The sequence below is a fragment of the Citrobacter sp. Cu233 genome (genome assembly GCF_030332225.1).
Taxonomy (GTDB): Bacteria; Pseudomonadota; Gammaproteobacteria; order Enterobacterales; family Enterobacteriaceae; genus Citrobacter.
The window spans coordinates 447,996-467,107 of record NZ_JAOWIF010000028.1; the positions used below are offsets into that span (position 1 = coordinate 447,996).

The 19,112-nt window shown below is 53.4% G+C and carries 16 protein-coding genes; 8 read left to right on the forward strand and 8 right to left on the reverse strand.

The annotated features are described in order from the left end of the window. Nucleotides 1–2 precede the first annotated feature (2 nt). Genes gsiC through iaaA form a run of 4 tightly spaced genes read right to left on the reverse strand, consistent with a single transcriptional unit; the run spans nucleotide 3 to nucleotide 5,359 of the window. A complete protein-coding gene (gene gsiC / locus OGX95_RS02925) occupies nucleotides 3–923 on the reverse strand; it encodes a glutathione ABC transporter permease GsiC (RefSeq protein ID WP_286628258.1) in 921 nt (306 codons plus the stop codon). A 46-nt stretch (nucleotides 924–969) separates the two neighbouring features. Further along, nucleotides 970–2,508 carry a glutathione ABC transporter substrate-binding protein GsiB gene (gene gsiB / locus OGX95_RS02930; protein WP_286628259.1) on the reverse strand — a complete coding sequence of 513 codons (1,539 nt, stop codon included), beginning with the start codon at nucleotides 2,506–2,508 and terminating at the stop codon, nucleotides 970–972. A gap of 27 nt (nucleotides 2,509–2,535) precedes the next feature. After that, a complete protein-coding gene (gene gsiA, locus OGX95_RS02935; RefSeq protein WP_286628260.1) occupies nucleotides 2,536–4,407 on the reverse strand; it encodes a glutathione ABC transporter ATP-binding protein GsiA in 1,872 nt (623 codons plus the stop codon). Then, on the reverse strand, nucleotides 4,394–5,359 hold the full coding sequence (gene iaaA, locus OGX95_RS02940) for a beta-aspartyl-peptidase (protein ID WP_286628261.1): 966 nt from the start codon (nucleotides 5,357–5,359) through the stop codon (nucleotides 4,394–4,396). The genes gsiA and iaaA overlap by 14 nt, the downstream gene beginning before the upstream one ends. Nucleotides 5,360–5,644: 285 nt before the next feature. Here iaaA and moeA point away from each other — a divergent pair, with 285 nt between their 5' ends. Both moeA and moeB read left to right on the forward strand, forming a co-directional pair. After that, a complete protein-coding gene (moeA, locus tag OGX95_RS02945) occupies nucleotides 5,645–6,880 on the forward strand; it encodes a molybdopterin molybdotransferase MoeA (protein ID WP_286628262.1) in 1,236 nt (411 codons plus the stop codon). After that, the gene (moeB, locus tag OGX95_RS02950) at nucleotides 6,880–7,629 is read left to right on the forward strand and encodes a molybdopterin-synthase adenylyltransferase MoeB (RefSeq protein WP_286628263.1); all 750 of its coding nucleotides are present in this window, start codon (nucleotides 6,880–6,882) and stop codon (nucleotides 7,627–7,629) included. The genes moeA and moeB overlap by 1 nt, the downstream gene beginning before the upstream one ends. A gap of 86 nt (nucleotides 7,630–7,715) precedes the next feature. Here the strand turns inward: moeB and fsa are convergent, their stop codons facing one another. After that, nucleotides 7,716–8,378: a fructose-6-phosphate aldolase gene (fsa, locus tag OGX95_RS02955; protein ID WP_286628264.1), complete on the reverse strand. Its 663-nt coding sequence runs from the start codon at nucleotides 8,376–8,378 to the stop codon at nucleotides 7,716–7,718. A gap of 132 nt (nucleotides 8,379–8,510) precedes the next feature. Between fsa and OGX95_RS02960 the strand changes: the two genes are divergently transcribed. From OGX95_RS02960 to OGX95_RS02975, 4 genes are all read left to right on the forward strand, one after another. Further along, nucleotides 8,511–9,410 (forward strand): glycyl-radical enzyme activating protein, encoded by a 900-nt coding sequence (locus OGX95_RS02960; RefSeq protein ID WP_286628265.1) that lies wholly within the window; start codon nucleotides 8,511–8,513, stop codon nucleotides 9,408–9,410. Between the two features lie 5 nt (nucleotides 9,411–9,415). Beyond that, on the forward strand, nucleotides 9,416–11,848 hold the full coding sequence (locus OGX95_RS02965; protein WP_286628266.1) for a formate C-acetyltransferase/glycerol dehydratase family glycyl radical enzyme: 2,433 nt from the start codon (nucleotides 9,416–9,418) through the stop codon (nucleotides 11,846–11,848). A gap of 121 nt (nucleotides 11,849–11,969) precedes the next feature. After that, nucleotides 11,970–12,785, forward strand: a complete 816-nt coding sequence (locus OGX95_RS02970) for a Cof-type HAD-IIB family hydrolase (RefSeq protein ID WP_286628267.1) — start codon at nucleotides 11,970–11,972, stop codon at nucleotides 12,783–12,785. Nucleotides 12,786–12,933: 148 nt separating this feature from the next. Further along, on the forward strand, nucleotides 12,934–14,196 hold the full coding sequence (locus OGX95_RS02975; RefSeq protein WP_286628268.1) for a DUF1479 domain-containing protein: 1,263 nt from the start codon (nucleotides 12,934–12,936) through the stop codon (nucleotides 14,194–14,196). 72 nt (nucleotides 14,197–14,268) lie between these two features. Here OGX95_RS02975 and OGX95_RS02980 read toward each other — a convergent pair whose 3' ends face one another. Next, a complete protein-coding gene (locus tag OGX95_RS02980) occupies nucleotides 14,269–15,861 on the reverse strand; it encodes an ABC-F family ATPase (protein WP_137384314.1) in 1,593 nt (530 codons plus the stop codon). Between the two features lie 228 nt (nucleotides 15,862–16,089). On the opposite strand from OGX95_RS02980, the gene ldtB reads away from it, so the two are divergent. Further along, nucleotides 16,090–17,010 carry a L,D-transpeptidase gene (gene ldtB / locus OGX95_RS02985; protein ID WP_286628269.1) on the forward strand — a complete coding sequence of 307 codons (921 nt, stop codon included), beginning with the start codon at nucleotides 16,090–16,092 and terminating at the stop codon, nucleotides 17,008–17,010. Between the two features lie 62 nt (nucleotides 17,011–17,072). On the opposite strand, the gene OGX95_RS02990 is transcribed toward ldtB, so the two are convergent. Next, nucleotides 17,073–18,182 (reverse strand): anion transporter, encoded by a 1,110-nt coding sequence (locus tag OGX95_RS02990; RefSeq protein WP_286628270.1) that lies wholly within the window; start codon nucleotides 18,180–18,182, stop codon nucleotides 17,073–17,075. Continuing rightward, entirely contained in the window at nucleotides 18,179–18,652 is a 474-nt protein-coding gene (gene mntR / locus OGX95_RS02995) for a manganese-binding transcriptional regulator MntR (protein ID WP_003831586.1), read from the reverse strand. Before mntR ends, OGX95_RS02990 begins: the two co-directional genes overlap by 4 nt. A gap of 186 nt (nucleotides 18,653–18,838) precedes the next feature. On the opposite strand from mntR, the gene mntS reads away from it, so the two are divergent. Next, nucleotides 18,839–18,967, forward strand: a complete 129-nt coding sequence (gene mntS / locus OGX95_RS03000) for a manganase accumulation protein MntS (RefSeq protein ID WP_137384317.1) — start codon at nucleotides 18,839–18,841, stop codon at nucleotides 18,965–18,967. The last annotated feature ends 145 nt before the right edge of the window (nucleotides 18,968–19,112 follow it).

Sequence of the window (19,112 nt, forward strand, 5' to 3'; positions counted from 1 at the left end):
CCTTACTTGTACCTGATAGCCGGATTAATGGCGGCATAGAGCACATCCACCACTAAGTTGATAAGAATAAACTCCAGGGAAAACAACAGCACTTCGGCCTGGATCACCGGATAGTCACGCATTTCAACTGAGTCGACTAACAATCGCCCAAGTCCAGGCCAGTTGAATACCTTCTCAACCACAATCGAGCCACCCAGCAAAAAGCCAAACTGCAGCCCCATCATCGTGACGACCGGGATCATCGCGTTACGCAGACCATGTTTTAGCACTACCCAGGTTTCGCTCACCCCCTTCGCCCGCGCGGTGCGCATATAGTCCTCGCTAAGCACATCGACAAACGAGGCGCGGGTAAAACGGGCGAGTACCGCCGCCACTGCCGCCCCTAGCGTGATTGAAGGAAGAATGTAGTGCAACCAGCTATCCGCGCCTACGGTCGGTAGCCAACCCAACTCCACGGAAAAGACCTGCATTAACAGCATACCAAGCGCAAAGGCCGGGAAAGAGATCCCGGTGACCGCAAGCGTCATACTCAACCTGTCAGGCCAGCGGTTGCGCCAAACGGCGGCAATGATCCCCGCCGTCATACCAAACAAAACCGCCCACGCCATGCTGGCGATCGTCAGCCACAACGACGGCATAAAACGGCTGGCAATCTCATCGGCAACCGGACGGCGAGAAACCATCGAGGTACCGAAATCGCCTTGTAATACGTTGGTCATGTAATGCCAGAACTGAACGTGCAGCGGCTGATCCAGGCCCAACTGCCGACGTACCAACTCAATCACCTCTGCATCGGCCTCCGGCCCGGCAATAAGCCGCGCCGGATCGCCGGGTAGCAAGTGAACAAACAAAAACACCAGCACCGCCACAATTAACAGCGTCGGAATCAACCCCAGCAGGCGCTTGAAAACATAGTTGAGCATCAGACTCCCTTCGCCGGCCCCATCCACGCAGGGCCGAATGAATAGCTTATTTCAAATCCGCGTCATCAAAACTAAACCCGGTGTCAGGCATGATCCAGAATCCGGTCAAATTCGTACTGTGCGCCGAGATCAGTTTCTCCACCACCAGCGGGATCCACGGCGACTCTTTCCAGATAATATCCTGCGCGTCTTTGTACAACTGCGCTTTTTGCGCCGGATCGTTAGTCTGCAATGCCGCCGTTAAATCCTTGTCCACCTGCTTGTTACTGTAGAACGCGGTATTAAACAAGGTTGGCGGCCAGTTCTGTGACGCAAACAGCGGCGACAACGCCCAGTCCGCTTCGCCCGTAGACGCCGACCAGCCGGTGTAGAACATCCGTACCCCGCTTTCTTTCTGCGCCTTGCCCTCGACTTCTGCGGCCCGCTGCCCGGCATCCATCGCCGTGACCTGAGCCTTCACGCCCACCTGCGCCAGCTGCTGCTGGGTAAATTGCAGCACTTTCTGCGCGGTGCTGTGGTTATGAGATGACCACAGCGTGGTGGTAAAGCCGTTGGGATAACCCGCTTCTTTCAGTAATTCGCGCGCTTTTGCCGGATCGTAAGGCCACGGCGTGTAGCTTTGCGCATAGGCTATCGATGGCGGAAGAACGCCAGTTGCCGGCGTGGCATAACCCGCAAACGCCACTTTAACCAACGCCTGACGGTTGATGGCATAATTCAACGCCTCGCGCACCTTCGGATTATCGAACGGTTTTTGCGTGACGTTCATGCTGATATAACGCTGCATAATAGACGGGCTGGCGACCAGTTCCAGGTTTTTATTCTTCGCCAGTAACGCTGCCTGCTCGTACGGAATTGGGAAAGCAAACTGCGCTTCCCCGGTTTGCAGCATTGCCGCACGCGTATTATTGTCCGTTACCGGACGCCAGGTAATCGTATCAAGCTTTGGCAATCCTTGCTGCCAGTAGCCCGCGAACTTCTTAACTTTGACAAAGTCGGTCTGATTCCAGGTTTCAAGCTGGTACGGCCCCGTCCCTACCGGATGGAAACCGATCTCTTTCCCGTATTTCTCCAGCGCGGCCGGAGATATCATCGCCGTCGCCGGATGCGCCAGAATATTGATAAAGGCAGAGAATGGCTGCTTCAGTGTAATTTTCACCGTAGTGGGATCAACAACCTCGGTTTTATCGATATTCTTATACAGGTTATAGCGTTTAAGGTGATTTTCCGGATTGCTGGCGCGATCAAGGTTGGCTTTTACCGCAGCCGCATTGAAGTCAGTCCCATCCTGAAACTTCACACCCTGTCGCAGTTTTACGGTGTAAGTCAGACCATCATCAGAAACGGAATAGCTTTCCGCCAACACATTTTTCAGCTTCATCCCTTTATCAAGGCCGAACAGTCCCTGGTAAAACGACTTGGCTACCGCCTGCGACAACGTATCGTTGGCATCATAAGGGTCGAGCGTGGTGAAATTAGACCCTACCGCAACGACCACATCTTTGGCAGCCCAGGACGGGGATGCAGCCAGCGCAGAGGCAACCCCCAGAGCAACCAGCCATTTACGAGCAACAATTTTTGTCATGTTATTCTCCTTAACCCTGCCTGTCTGTCATAAACGCGAAAGCGCATTTTCCGCTGGCGCACGCGCAACATAATGCCCCGGTCCTACTAACTGTAGTGAAACCGGGGGGATCTCTTCACCGCGTTTGCGGATATTACTGGGGATATCATCCGACAGCAGTACGCGCTGTGGTCTTTGATGCGATGGATCGGCAACCGGGACTGCCGCCATAAGTTTTCGCGTGTAGGGATGCTGTGGATTTTCAAACACCGCCCGTCGGGTGCCGATCTCAACAATCTGCCCCAGGTACATCACCGCCACGCGGTGACTAATGCGCTCCACCACCGCCATATCGTGGGAAATAAACAGGTACGCAATTCCCATTTCCCGCTGTAGATCGAGCAACAGGTTAATAATTTGCCCACGAATTGAGACATCCAGTGCCGAGACGGACTCATCGGCAATGATCACTTTTGGATTGAGCGCCAACGCCCGGGCTATACAGATACGTTGCCGCTGACCGCCGGAAAATTCGTGCGGATAGCGCCAGGCATGCTCAGGTAGCAACCCGACACGCTCCAGCAACCACGCGACCCGTTTTGTCGCCGCATCGCCTTGTAACAAACCGTGCACCCGCAATGGCTCTAAGATGGAATATCCCACCGTCTGGCGCGGATCGAGCGACGCATAAGGGTCCTGGAAGATAAACTGGATATCCCGACGCAGCGGCTGCAACTTGCTGGCGGCCAGGGTATCAATGCGTTGTCCATTGAAGAAAATCTCCCCACGTTGGGACTCCACCAGACGCAACAATGCCCGTCCGGTCGTTGATTTACCGCAACCCGATTCGCCAACCAGTGAAAGCGTTTCGCCGGGCCAGAGATCAAAACTGACGTTTTCCACCGCATGCACCTCGCGGGTCACGCGATTAAGGATGCCGCTACGCAGGGGAAAACGTGTCACCAGGTTGCGAACCTGCAGAATCGGGTCTCCCTCAACCACCGTATCCTGCTCGGTTTGAGGTTCAACATGATGAGGATCGTGCAGAGAAATAAGCGGGAAGCGTCGAGGAAGGTCATGCCCGCGCATCTCACCAAGTTGCGGCACAGCCGCCAACAACGCTTGCGTGTAAGGATGCTGAGGAGCATGAAAAATTTGTTCAACGCTGCCCGTTTCGACCGCTTCGCCCTGGTACATTACCAGCACACGGTCAGCGATATCTGCCACCACCCCCATATCGTGGGTGATAAAAATGACACCCATCGACATCTCTTGCTGCAGCACTTTTATCAGTTGCAGGATCTGCGCCTGAATAGTGACGTCCAGCGCCGTTGTCGGCTCATCAGCAATCAACACCGCCGGTCGGCATGATAGCGCCATGGCAATCATCACTCGCTGGCGCATTCCGCCGGAAAGCTGGTGTGGATAGCGCGATAAGATGGCCTTCGATTCGGGGATCCGAACCTGGTCAAGCATGCGCTTGGCTTCCACCATTGCCTCTTCGCGACTGGCCCCCTGGTGTAGACGGATGGACTCAGCGATCTGCTCACCGACGGTAAACACAGGGTTGAGCGACGTCATCGGCTCCTGAAAAATCATCGCGATATCCGCGCCGCGCACATGGCGCATCTGCGCTGCGCTCTGCTCACCGAGTTCAATCACCTGCCGATTGCGCCGCCGTAGCAGCATCGCATCACAGCTTACCTCGCCGCCCGCCTGTTCAATCAGACGCATCAGCGACAAGGCCGTTACCGATTTTCCGGAACCGGATTCGCCAACAATCGCCAGCGTTTCTCCACGTTTCAGGCGAAACGACAGATTTCGTACGGCGCTGATACGCTGCTGCTCTTGTTCGAAGGCGATATTCAGGTTGCTGACGGCCAGTACGTCACTGACATCAAGCTCATCACTGTGTGGCAACACTCTCTCCTTTTTCCCGATAAATTCCGGTGGTTGGCGTATCGCCAGCGTATCCCCATGCGCGGTACATACCTTCACTGTTAAACGGCAAAGCCACATTCCCTTCATGATCGATAGCAATTAATCCGCCGCTGCCGCCCAGCGCCGGCAACTTTTCCATCACCACGCGCTCGCACGCCTCTGACAGACTCAGGCCGCCATAATCCATCAGCGCCGCAATGTCATAGGCCGCCAGCGCGCGAATGAATACTTCTCCGGTTCCCGTACATGAAACCGCAACGTTGGCATTGTTGGCATAGCAACCCGCGCCAACCAAAGGACTGTCGCCCACCCGCCCTGGTAATTTGTTGGTCATTCCGCCGGTCGACGTCGCCGCAGCCAGATTGCCGAAAACATCCAGCGCCACCGCGCCAACGGTGCCCATTTTGTTGTTTTCGTCCAGCGGTGTGCCGCTATGATCAAGTACCGTTTTACCCTCAGCACGCGCCACCAGCAGTTGCGCATAGCGTTCAGGGGTAGAGAAAACATCAGCAGAAACCCGTTCCATGCCCTGTGCAATCGCAAAATTTTCCGCCCCTTCGCCAATCATCATGACGTGAGGGCTGCGTTCCATCACCAGACGAGCCGCGAGGATCGGGTTACGCAGATGACTGACTCCGGCAACAGCACCGGCTTGCAGGGTATTACCATCCATGACGCAGGCATCCAGTTCATGGGTTTCATCACGGGTATACACAGCGCCAATTCCGGCGTTAAACAAGGGGCACTCTTCCAGTAGGCGTACAGCCTCAGTGACAACATCCAGCGCGCTACGGCCCGCTTCCAGCATACGTTGACCGGTTTCAACGATATCTGACAGCGCCTGTATATAACGCAACTCCTGCTCCTGGCTTAGCTCTGCGCGGGTTATTGCCCCAGCGCCGCCGTGAATTGCAATGACTGCTTTGCCCATTTTTTTCATCCATTAAGGTGGCAGGTAACGGGGTTATAAATATCAGAATTTCGGTGAGTTATTGATTCGATTTTTGAATATAGAAAGATGCAGACGTCATGTAAAGGTAAAGGCCCCTTCTGCAGAGCCAATCCCATTAACCTCAGGATAGCGGTGAAATATGCTGCGTTACTCTCTGGTATAAAACCTTCAGCAGATCGGATTCTAAGCCTGAGGTGGCATACTGTCCGCGTCCATTTTCTGACATAATAACCGGATTCGATTTTGCCCCGCAGGAGTCTTCACATGGAATTTACCGCCGGACTGATGCCGCTTGAAACGGCTCTCTCTCAGATGCTTTCGCGTATTACCCCACTTACCGCCGTCGAAACGCTGCCACTGGTTCAATGCTTTGGTCGCATTCTGGCGACCGACATCGTCTCTCCCATTGATGTTCCAGGATTCGATAACTCGGCAATGGATGGTTATGCGGTGCGTTTGGCCGATCTGCAATCCGGCCAGCCGCTCTCCGTTGCCGGTAAAGCTTATGCCGGTCAGCCTTTCCATGGTGAATGGCCTGCGGGAACCTGCATTAGAATTATGACGGGCGCCCCGGTACCGACCAGTTGTGAAGCCGTCGTCATGCAAGAACAGACAGAACAAACTGACGACGGTATTCGTTTTACCGCCGACGTCCGCAGCGGACAAAATATTCGTCTGCGCGGTGAAGACATTGCCAACGGCGCGGTGGTTTTTCCGGCAGGAACACGTCTGACAACCGCAGAACTTCCGGTACTGGCCTCGCTGGGTATTGCGCAGGCACAGGTTGTGCGTAAAGTCCGCGTGGCGTTGTTCTCCACCGGTGATGAACTGCAACTACCTGGTCAGCCGCTGGGCGACGGGCAGATTTACGATACCAATCGCCTGACCGTGCATCTGATGCTGCAACAGTTGGGCTGTGAAGTCATCAACTTAGGGATTATTCGCGATGATCCTAACGCCCTGCGCGCGGCGTTTATCGAAGCCGACAGCCAGGCCGATGTTGTCATCAGCTCCGGTGGCGTGTCGGTGGGTGAAGCAGATTACACCAAAACCATTCTGGAAGAGCTGGGAGAAATCGCCTTCTGGAAATTGGCCATCAAACCTGGTAAACCGTTCGCTTTCGGTAAACTGAGCAACAGCTGGTTTTGCGGCCTGCCTGGAAACCCGGTCTCCGCGGCCCTCACGTTCTATCAACTGGTACAACCGTTACTGGCGAAACTCAGCGGTAACACCGCCTGCGGACTGCCACCACGCCAGCGCGTGCGCACGGCATCTCGTCTGAAGAAAACGCCAGGCCGTCTGGATTTTCAGCGCGGTGTATTGCAGCGTAATGCGCAAGGCGAACTGGAAGTCACCACCACGGGACACCAGGGGTCGCATATTTTCAGTTCTTTTAGCCTCGGTAACTGCTTTATCGTGCTGGAGCGCGATCGCGGTAACGTCGAAGCAGGAGAATGGGTTGAGGTCGAGCCGTTTAACGCCCTGTTTGGAGGCCTGTAATGGCGGAACTCAGCGACCAGGAGATGATGCGCTATAACCGGCAAATCATTCTGCGCGGCTTCGATTTTGAAGGTCAGGAAGCGCTCAAGGAAGCGCGGGTACTGATCGTGGGTCTGGGTGGGCTTGGTTGTGCTGCCACCCAGTATCTGGCGGGTGCTGGCGTCGGGCAGTTAACCCTGCTCGACTTTGACACCGTGTCCGTCTCAAACCTGCAACGCCAGACGCTGCATAGTGACGCAACCGTTGGTCAACCAAAAGTAGAATCGGCACGCGACGCACTGGCGCGGATTAATCCTTATATAACCATTACGCCGGTGAATGCGCTTCTCGACGATACCGCGATTCATGCGCTGATCGCTGAACATGATTTGGTTCTTGACTGCACCGATAATGTCAGTATCCGTAATCAGCTTAATGCCGGCTGCTTCGCCGCAAAAATTCCACTGGTTTCCGGCGCGGCAATCCGCATGGAAGGACAAATTACAGTCTTCACATACCAGGAGGGTGAGCCCTGCTATCGCTGCCTGAGTCGCCTGTTCGGTGAAAATGCCCTGACCTGTGTAGAAGCCGGTGTAATGGCTCCGCTCATTGGCGTGATAGGTTCACTTCAGGCGATGGAAGCCATTAAGCTGCTGGCAAACTACGGTAAACCGGCATCCGGTAAAATCGTGATGTATGACGCCATGACCTGTCAGTTTCGGGAAATGAAGCTAATGCGTAATCCGGGATGTGAGGTTTGTAGTCGGTAAAAAAGTCGGGTGACGGCTTCGCCTTGCCCGACCTACAACGGCCAGAACGCAGGCCGGGCAAGCGTTAGCGCCACCCGGCAACAGCATCAGATCGACGTCCGCCCAAACGCATTCTGCCAGTCGTGTTCAAACTTCGCCACGGCAGCATCAACGGCCGGGGAACTAATCAGCTGCTGTGCAACATCCAGCGGCAGCGTAATGGCTTCACAGCCTGCCAGCAGGCAGTCCAGCGCCTGGCGTGGGGTTTTGAAACTGGCTGCCAGTACTTTGGCGTGCGGAGCATGCATTTTTAATAAATTCTGCAGATCGGTCACTGTCTGGATGCCATCGCCGCCCTGGGCATCCACGCGGTTAACGTATGGCGCAATGTATTCCGCCCCTGCCAGCGCCGCCAGCAGTCCCTGTGCTGCACCGTATACCGCCGTCCCCAATGTCGGGATACCCTCTTCCTGCAGTTGCTTAATCGCCGCCAGACCTTCTGCTGTGACCGGTACTTTCACCACAATATCCGGAATGATTGCCCGTAATTTACGCGCGTCGCTGACCATCCCTTCGGCGGTCGTCGCCATCACCTGCGCAAACAGACGACCTTGTCCCCCCAGCGCTTCCTGCAATTGCGGCAGTAACACTTCCAGCGTCTTTTTACCTGCCGCCACAATGCTTGGGTTAGTGGTCACCCCTGCCAGCGGAAAAACACGCGCCAGAGCTTTTACCGCATCAACATCAGATGTATCTAAATAGAGTTCCATAACCTGTCCTCAAACGAATAATTAGCATGAATTAAAGGTAGCACGACGAAACCGCGCGGTTAGTTGACGCACGTCAATATAACTTTCATTCGAAAGTAATTTAATCTTTATACGAAAGCAGAGAGGCCGCTTATGATTTTCAATATCCAGCGTTATTCCACCCACGATGGTCCCGGTATCCGTACCGTGGTGTTCCTTAAGGGATGCTCCCTGGGCTGTCGCTGGTGCCAGAACCCGGAGAGTCGTGCCCGTACACGGGATCTGCTGTACGACGCGCGTCTGTGTCTGGACGGCTGCGACCTGTGTGCTCAGGCTGCACCTGACGTTATTGAGCGAGCGCTGAACGGCCTGCTTATTCATCGCGAAAAACTGACCGATGAGACTCTCACCGCGCTGACCCACTGCTGCCCGACCCAGGCGCTGACCGTCTGCGGCGAAGTCAAAAGTGTGGAAGACATTATGGCGACCGTCCTGCGTGATAAACCGTTTTACGACCGCAGCGGTGGCGGGGTAACGCTTTCCGGCGGTGAACCGTTTATGCAGCCGGAGCTGGCTGCGGCGTTGTTCAAAGCCAGCCACGATGCGGGCATTCATACTGCGGTCGAAACCTGCCTGCACGTGCCGTGGAAGTATATTGAACCTTCGTTAGCGAACATCGATCTGTTTCTTGCCGATTTAAAACACGTCGCTGATGCGCCGTTTAAGCAGTGGACCGATGGCAACGCCGCTCGCGTGCTGGAAAATCTAAAAAAACTGGCTGCCGCAGGTAAAAAAATGATTATCCGCGTACCGCTGATTCAGGGATTCAATGCCAACGCGGCCGATATTCAGGCCATTACCGATTTTGCTGCCGACGAACTGCACGTCGATGAGATCCATTTTTTGCCCTATCACACGTTGGGCATCAACAAATACCTCTTACTCAATCAACCCTACAACGCCCCGGAAAAACCGCTTGATGCGCCTGCGCTGCTCGAATTTGCCCAGCAGTACGCCAGCCTTAAAGGTTTAACCGCGACCCTACGAGGATAACCGCCATGACGACTCTGAAACTGGACACACTCAGCGACCGTACTAAAGCGCATAAAACGGCCCTGATCCACATTGTGAAGCCGCCGGTTTGTACCGAACGCGCCCAGCACTATACCGAGATGTATCAGCAACATCTGGACAAACCCATCCCGGTACGTCGTGCGCTGGCACTGGCGCATCATCTGGCGGAACGTACCATCTGGATTAAACACGATGAGTTGATTATCGGTAACCAGGCGAGTGAAGTACGCGCCGCACCGATCTTCCCGGAATATACCGTGTCGTGGATTGAAAAAGAGATCGACGATTTGGCCGACCGTCCTGGTGCAGGCTTTGCGGTCAGCGAAGAGAATAAGCGCGTACTGCATGAAATATGCCCGTGGTGGCGTGGCCAGACCGTGCAGGATCGCTGCTACGGCATGTTTACCGACGAACAAAAAGGCCTGCTGGAAACCGGCATCATCAAAGCCGAAGGCAATATGACCTCCGGGGATGCACACCTGGCGGTGAACTTCCCGCTGCTGCTGGAAAAAGGGATTGATGGTCTGCGCCACAAAGTCGATGAACGTCGTTCCCGCATTAACCTGACCTGCCTGGAAGATCTCCATGGCGATCAGTTCCTGAAAGCGATTGATATTGTGCTGGATGCCGTCAGCCTGCATATCGAACGTTTCGCCAGCCTGGCGCGTAAAATGGCGGCGACTGAAACCCGTGCAAGCCGTCGCGATGAGCTGCTGGCAATAGCGAAGAACTGTGAGGTGATTGCCCACGAACCGCCAACAACCTTCTGGCAGGCGCTGCAATTGTGCTACTTCATTCAGTTGATCCTGCAGATCGAATCGAACGGTCACTCGGTGTCGTTTGGCCGCATGGACCAGTATCTCTACCCGTTCTATCGCCGCGACGTGGAGCTGAACCAGAGTCTCGACCGCGAGCACGCCATTGAGTTGCTGCACAGCTGCTGGCTGAAGCTGCTGGAAGTGAACAAAATCCGCTCCGGTTCCCACTCGAAAGCCTCGGCTGGCAGCCCGTTGTATCAGAACGTCACTATCGGCGGTCAGAATCTGGTCAATGGTCTGGCGGTGGATGCCGTCAATCCACTGTCCTATGCCATTCTGGAGTCCTGCGGCCGCCTGCGTTCGACGCAACCCAATCTGAGCGTGCGTTATCACGCGGGGATGAGTAATGATTTTCTTGACGCCTGCGTGCAGGTCATCCGTTGCGGCTTTGGCATGCCGGCATTCAATAACGATGAAATCGTTATCCCGGAATTTATCAAACTCGGCATTGAACCCGAAGATGCCTACGACTATGCGGCCATCGGCTGCATCGAAACTGCCGTGGGAGGCAAATGGGGCTACCGCTGCACGGGCATGAGCTTTATTAACTTTGCCCGCGTGATACTGGCCGCGCTGGAAGGTGGACGCGATGCCACCAGCGGTAAAGTATTCCTGCCGCAGGAAAAAGCGCTCTCAGCCGGTAATTTCAATAAGTTCGATGAAGTAATGGACGCCTGGGATACACAAATCCGCTACTACACGCGTAAATCTATTGAGATTGAATATGTGGTCGATACCATGCTGGAAGAAAACGTCCATGACATTCTGTGTTCCGCACTGGTAGACGATTGTATTGAGCGCGCGAAAAGCATTAAGCAAGGTGGCGCAAAATATGACTGGGTATCCGGTTTGCAGGTCGGCATTGCTAACCTTGGTAACAGTCTGGCAGCAGTGAAAAAACTGGTCTTCGATCAGGGTGTTATCGGTCAGCAACAGCTGGCGGCTGCGCTGGCGGATGACTTCGAAGGCCTCACTCATGAACAGTTGCGCCAGCGTCTGATCAACGGCGCACCGAAATACGGTAACGATGATGACAGCGTCGACACCCTGCTGGCCCGTGCCTATCAGACCTATATCGATGAGCTGAAGCAGTATCATAACCCGCGTTACGGTCGCGGCCCGGTTGGCGGCAACTACTATGCAGGGACCTCTTCCATCTCCGCAAACGTGCCGTTTGGTGCCGCTACGATGGCAACGCCGGATGGTCGTAAAGCACATACACCGCTGGCTGAAGGTGCAAGCCCGGCTTCCGGTACTGACCACCTCGGCCCAACGGCAGTCATTGGCTCGGTGGGGAAACTGCCCACGGGGTCGATTCTCGGCGGCGTATTGCTCAATCAGAAACTGAATCCGGCTACGCTGGAAAATGAGTCTGATAAACAGAAGCTGATTTTCCTACTGCGGACCTTCTTTGAAGAGCACAAAGGCTGGCATATTCAGTACAACATCGTGTCCCGTGAAACGCTGCTGGACGCGAAAAAACACCCGGATCAGTACCGTGACCTGGTCGTTCGTGTCGCAGGCTATTCTGCTTTCTTCACTGCGCTGTCTCCTGACGCCCAGGACGACATTATCGCCCGTACTGAACACATGCTGTAATCCCATTGCCCGGGGGCATTTTCGCCTGCCGGGCATTTTAGTTTCGAATGAAATAAATTTGTGCTTCAGGTCACATTGTTATTAGAATGTTTCTGGTCGCAGTTATGAGCCAGGAGCAAGTATGACCATCAACGTTATCGTCACAGATATGGACGGAACGTTTCTCGACGACGCCAAAAAGTACGATCGAGTACGATTTATGGCGCAGTATCAGGAACTGAAAAAACGCAACATTGAATTTGTCGTGGCCAGCGGTAACCAGTATTACCAGCTCATCTCCTTTTTCCCGGAACTCAAAGATGAGATCTCTTTTGTCGCCGAGAACGGTGCATTGGTGTTTGAGCATGGTAAACAGCTCTTTCACGGCGAACTGACTCGCCACGAATCGCAAATTGTGATTGGTGAACTGTTAAAAGATCGGCAACTTAACTTCGTAGCTTGTGGTCTGCAAAGCGCCTATGTCAGTGAAAACGCCCCGGAATCTTTTGTGGCGTTGATGTCGAAACACTATCACCGACTGAAGCCAGTTAAAGATTATCAGGACATTGATGATGTGCTGTTCAAATTCTCGCTGAATCTGCCTGACCAGCAAATCCCGCTGGTTATCGATCACCTGCATACTGCTCTCGACGGTATTATGAAACCCGTCACCAGCGGCTTTGGGTTTATCGATCTGATTATTCCAGGTTTACATAAAGCCAATGGTATCAGCCGTCTGCTAAAACGCTGGAACCTGTCACCACAAAACGTCGTCGCCATCGGCGACAGTGGCAACGATGCGGAAATGTTGAAAATGGCGCACTACTCTTTTGCCATGGCTAATGCAGCCGGGAACATCAAATTTATTGCCCGCTATCAGACCGACGATAATAACCATCAAGGTGCACTGAACGTGATTCAGGCCGTGCTGGATAACACCTCCCCTTTCAACGCCTGATCCTGCCGACCGGAGTACCTGCTCCGGTTCTCACCGTTTTTGCATTCCGTGCACGCCATCAAGTTTTTAAACTTGCATTAACTTATTTTTAACTTATATTGCACTTGTAAGTTAAATTAGTTTCAAATGAAAGTTATGCGAGGTGGTTATGGCTTTTACTTTTACCAGCGACACGTTACCTGCCGATCACAAAGCAGCGATCCGTCAGATGAAACAGGAATTGCGGACACAGCCTGGCGACGTCCAGCAAATCTTCAGTCAGCTCAGCGATACCATTGCCAGCCGTGTGGCGGAGATCAACGCGCTCAAAGCGCAAGGTTCTGCGGTCTGGCCGGTATTATCTTATGCCGATATCAAAGCGGGCCGTGTGAGCACAGAGCAGCGGGAAGAGATTAAACGTCGCGGATGCGCAGTCATTAAAGGCCATTTCCCCCGCGAGCAGGCGCTGGCATGGGATCAGTCGATGCTGGATTACCTGGATCGCAACCACTTTGACGACGTCTACAAAGGACCGGGAGATAATTTCTTCGGTACCCTGAGCGCATCGCGTCCAGAGATCTATCCAATCTACTGGTCACAGGCGCAAATGCAGGCCCGTCAGAGTGAGGAGATGGCGAATGCCCAGTCCTTTCTCAATCGCTTATGGACGTTTGAAAGTGACGGTAAGCAGTGGTTTAACCCGGATGTCAGCGTCATTTATCCTGACCGTATTCGCCGCCGCCCGCCAGGTACCACCTCGAAAGGGCTTGGCGCACACACCGACTCCGGAGCACTGGAGCGCTGGCTGCTTCCGGCTTATCAGCGTGTTTTCGCCAATGTCTTTAACGGCAAGCTGGCAGAGTACGATCCGTGGCATGCTGCACATCGTACCGATGTTGAAGAGTACACGGTAGATAACACGACGAAGTGCTCAGTGTTTCGTACTTTCCAGGGTTGGACGGCACTGTCCGATATGCTGCCCGGCCAGGGGCTGCTGCATGTTGTTCCTATTCCGGAAGCAATGGCCTATGTGCTGTTGCGTCCCTTGCTGGACGATGTTCCGGATGATGAACTGTGCGGCGTCGCGCCAGGCAGAGTGTTGCCAGTGTCAGAACAGTGGCACCCGTTACTGATGGAGGCGTTAACCAGCATTCCACAACTGGAGGCTGGAGATTCAGTGTGGTGGCATTGTGATGTCATTCACGCCGTTGCGCCGGTAGAAAATCAACAGGGCTGGGGTAATGTGATGTACATCCCTGCCGCACCGATGTGTGAGAAGAATCTGGCCTACGCCCATAACGTGAAGGCTGCTCTGGAAAAAGGCGCATCACCGGGTGATTTCCCGCGTGAGGATTATGAAACGAACTGGGAAGGCCGCTTTACACTGGAGAATTTGAATATCCACGGTAAGCGTGCACTGGGGATTATCTAATTTCTAATCCCCTAAGTATTTCACGTTACAGGTGCAGCCAACACACCTGTAACGCGAAAAATGACGGGAACGTTATTCGACGCCTTTAGTACGCAGATAATCTTCGTAGTTCCCGGTGAAGTCGATCACGCGTTCCGGCGTAATTTCAATCACGCGGGTTGCCAGCGAACTGACAAACTCACGGTCGTGAGAAACAAAAATCAGCGTACCCTGATACATTTCCAGTGCCATGTTCAGCGATTCGATTGATTCCATATCCAGGTGGTTGGTTGGTTCATCCATAACCAGGATATTCGGTTTCTGCATCATCAGTTTACCGAACAGCATGCGCCCTTTTTCACCACCGGAGAGCACCTTCGCAGGTTTCTTGATGTCATCCTGACTGAACAGCAGACGACCGAGGAAGCTGCGCACAACCTGCTCATCATCGCCTTCCTGTTTCCACTGACTCATCCATTCGAATACGGTCAAATCGTTTTCAAACTCGTATTCGTGATCCTGCGCGTAGTAACCGACCTGGGCGTTTTCAGACCACTTAACGGTACCGTTGTCCGGCTGCAAATCGCCAACCAACGTTTTCAGCATGGTGGATTTACCCACGCCGTTGGCACCAATGATGGCAACCTTCTCTCCCACTTCCAGCAGCAGATTAAAGTTTTTAAACAGCGGGCCTTCCTCGAATCCTTTAGTCAGGGCTTCCACTTCCAGCGCGTTACGGAACAGTTTCTTATCCTGCTCGAAGCGGATGAACGGGTTCTGACGGCTGGAGGCTTTCACTTCGTCGAGCTTAATCTTATCGATCTGACGCGCACGAGAGGTCGCCTGTCGAGATTTAGATGCGTTGGCGCTAAAGCGGCTGACGAAGGATTGCAGATCGGCAATCTGCGCTTTCTTCTTGGCGTTATCAGCCAGCAGACGCTCACGAGCCTGAGTCGCCGCCGTCATGTATTCGTCGTAGTTACCCGGATAAACGCGCAGTTCGCCGTAGTCCAGATCCGCCATGTGCGTGCAGACCATGTTCAGGAAGTGACGGTCGTGCGAAATGATGATCATGGTGCTGTCACGCTCGTTCAGCGTCTGCTCCAGCCAGCGGATGGTGTCGATATCCAGGTTGTTCGTTGGTTCGTCGAGCAGCAGAATATCCGGGTTAGAAAACAGCGCCTGCGCCAGAAGCACACGCAGTTTCCAGCCGGGCGCAACTTCGCTCATCGGTCCGTAATGTTGTTCTACCGGAATACCTACGCCCAACAGCAGTTCGCCCGCACGGGCTTCCGCAGAGTAGCCGTCCATTTCGCCATACTGAACTTCGAGGTCAGCCACTTTATAGCCGTCTTCTTCGCTCATCTCGGCCAGGCCGTAGATACGGTCACGTTCCTGCTTCACTTCCCACAGTTCAGCATGGCCCATAATAACGGTGTCGAGAACGGTGAACTCTTCAAAGGCGAACTGATCCTGACGCAGTTTACCGATGCGCTCGTTCGGATCGAGTGAAACGTTACCCAGCGTCGGTTCGAGGTCGCCGCCGAGAATTTTCATAAAGGTGGATTTACCGCTACCGTTCGCGCCAATCAGGCCGTAACGATTGCCGCCGCCAAACTTGACGGAAATATTTTCAAACAGCGGCTTACTGCCGAACTGCATAGTGACGTTGCTGGAAACTAACACTGGCGTATCCTGAAAGAGAAAGAAATATGTGACGAACCGCTTATTATGCCATAACTCTGCAATAAGATCGCGCCGTTCATGCTGGACAGATAAAGTGAAAGCAAAAGGAAAAAAGTGTGATTTAGTACACATCCGAATTCCTTGTTGCACAGAATGCACATATAATGCGTGCCCAACACTACATAAATCTCAACCCACTAGCCTGCTTGGCTTCAGAATCTCGCAAAAATGAATATGAAATTGACAACGCTTTTCGCGGCGGCGCTCGCGGTAGTTGGTTTTTGTAACACCGCCTCAGCCGTCACGTATCCGCTGCCTACCGATGGTAGTCGTTTGATTGGCCAAAACCAGGTCATCACCATCCCTGAAGGTAACACCCAGCCGCTGGAATATTTTGCGGCTGAGTACCAGATGGGTTTGTCCAACATGCTGGAAGCCAACCCGGGCGTGGATACCTTCCTGCCGAAAGGCGGCACCGTACTGAACATTCCTCAGCAGTTGATCCTGCCGGATACCGTGCATGAAGGTATTGTGATTAACAGCGCCGAAATGCGTCTGTACTACTACCCGAAAGGTACGAACACCGTTATCGTTCTGCCGATCGGTATCGGCCAGTTAGGTAAAGACACCCCTATCAACTGGACCACCAAAGTTGAACGTAAGAAAGCCGGCCCAACCTGGACGCCAACCGCTAAAATGCATGCGGAATACCGTGCTGCGGGCGAACCGCTGCCAGCTGTCGTGCCGGCAGGTCCGGATAACCCGATGGGTCTGTACGCGCTATATATCGGCCGTCTGTATGCTATCCACGGTACCAACGCTAACTTCGGCGTCGGCTTACGCGTCAGCCACGGTTGCGTGCGTCTGCGTAACGATGACATCAAGTTCCTGTTTGAAAATGTTCCGGTCGGTACTCGCGTCCAGTTTATCGATGAGCCAGTGAAAGCCACCACTGAACCAGACGGTAGCCGTTACATTGAGGTGCATAACCCACTGTCTACCACCGAAGAACAATTCGAAGGCGGCGAAATCGTACCGATTACGCTGAACAAGAGCATTACCAGCATCACCGGTCAGTCTGACGTCGATCAGGCCGTCGTTGAGCAGGCGGTACAGAACCGCTCAGGTATGCCGGTTCGTCTGAACTAAGCAGACCTGAAACGAAAAAGGCGGATGAATCATCCGCCTTTTTTATTGCCTCTCTGCCGCTATCACATCAACAGCAACAAGCCATATCCCACCAGCGCCGCCCAAATCAGCATCGGCACCGAATACCAATGAAAACGCCACCAGATACGCCGGTCGTTTGCCATGCGTAAAGCAATCAGATTCGCCAGCGATCCCGGTAACAGGCCAAAACCGCCAATATTGACAGCCCAGGCCAGCAGTAGCGTTGGCGGGACATAGTTCAGTAGCAAAATAGTGCTGGGTACATTACTGATAAACTGCGACAGACCGATTGCCGTCAACCATAGTCCAGGTTGGGAAAGCGTACCAAAGTGTCCCGAAATCCCCTGGAGTACCGGTAACTGCGTCAACAGATGTACATCAATAAACATCGCCATAAATACCAGCAGCAGCGTCCAGTCCACGCTGGTCATCACACGACGAGCCAGTATCATGAATCCTGTCGCCACAATCGCCAGCCCCCAGAGTTCCTGCTTCAGTTCCAGTGCCGTCAGAAAGACGATATACAGCGCCAGGCAGCTCCACACCAACCGAGGTTGCCAGTCAGGTGCGCGCGTACCGCTATGATAGTGCAGTGTTTTATGTGGGAAACTGAACCAGCACAGCACCACCAACGTCAGCATCATGGCACCCGCAAGCGGTGCCATTTGCCAGGTAAACGCAGTAAATGACAGGCCAGAGCGCCCCCACATCAAAATGTTCTGCGGATTACCTATCGGCGTCAGCAGCGAACCTGCGTTCACCGCCAGCGCCTCAAAAATAATGAGGCGGTTTACCGGGATGGCGCACAGTTTTTTCAGGGTAATGGTGAGGGGAACAACAATAAATAAGGCGACATCGTTGGTCAGAAAGGTCGACAGCAGCGCCGCCGCCAGCACCATAAATATCGCTAACTGACGTTCCGTCTTGAAGCGGCGGGTCATCTTGCGCCCTAAAACATCAAAGTAACCGCTTAGCTCCACGCCTTTGGTTAGCAGCATCAGGCCGCTTAACGTAATAATTGTGTGCCAGTCAATTGCCCCAGGCCAGGTGCGGGGTGTAAATGGCACAAACAGGCTCAGAACAACCCCGATGAGGATTAACAGCTGGAAAAAACGATCGCGCTGTAAGGCGCGAAGAAAAGGAAAACTCATTCAGAGCCTGTTCCTTGCTGTTGCGTAAACCGACTAAAAGCCTCCAGTGTTTCCTTACTGACATGATGCTCCATTCCCTCCGCATCGCGACGGGCAATCTCCGGACTGATACCTAACATCAGCAGGAAGTTTTCCACAATCTGATGGCGTTCCCGGCTCTCCTGCGCCAGACGCTCACCTTCGGCAGTTAAAAACACCCCACGCCAGGGAATCATTTCAATCAACCCAACGGAGGCAAGGCGCTTAAGCATTTTGGCAACCGTCGGCTGGGAAACCCCAAGACGTGCGGCCATATCCACCTGACGCGCTTCACCCACCTCGATAATGAGATCGGAAATCAGCTCTACGTAGTCATCAATCAGCTCACGGCGATGTGCCTCGCGGACCTGACGAAATCCTTCAACGTGTTCTTCGACATTCACCAATTGCGTCACTTTTTTTGTTGTTGGCATACCTGCGCGACGACTCATTCTGCTTCCTCGTTCCTGTGACGCATTAACAGCATCTGATTAGAGAACGCTCATTGTAAACCAGAGTTGCGCGGGCACAAAAAATTAACGTTTTAGCAATAGCTATATAATATAGCCTGTGCTATATCTGTATATAATAAAGACATCCCTCAAGGACTGATGGGATCGTGAAGTCAGGAGGTTTATATGAATGAATTTAAGAGGTGTATACGCGTGTTTAGCCACTCTCCCTTTAAAGTACGGTTGATGCTGATCTCAATGCTGTGTGACATGATTAACGGCAAACCAGAGCAGGATAAACCCTCAGCAAAATAATGCGGCGTCGCGGTACGCCGCTTCATTTTTTTGCCGTAACCTGATTACGGTAATAGGTTTTGTCCGAATACCCCTTCTTTTTGTCTGTTTTGCAGTTGCCCTCTCAAAACAATTTCGTTGTAGTAGTTGACCTTCTCATGCACAC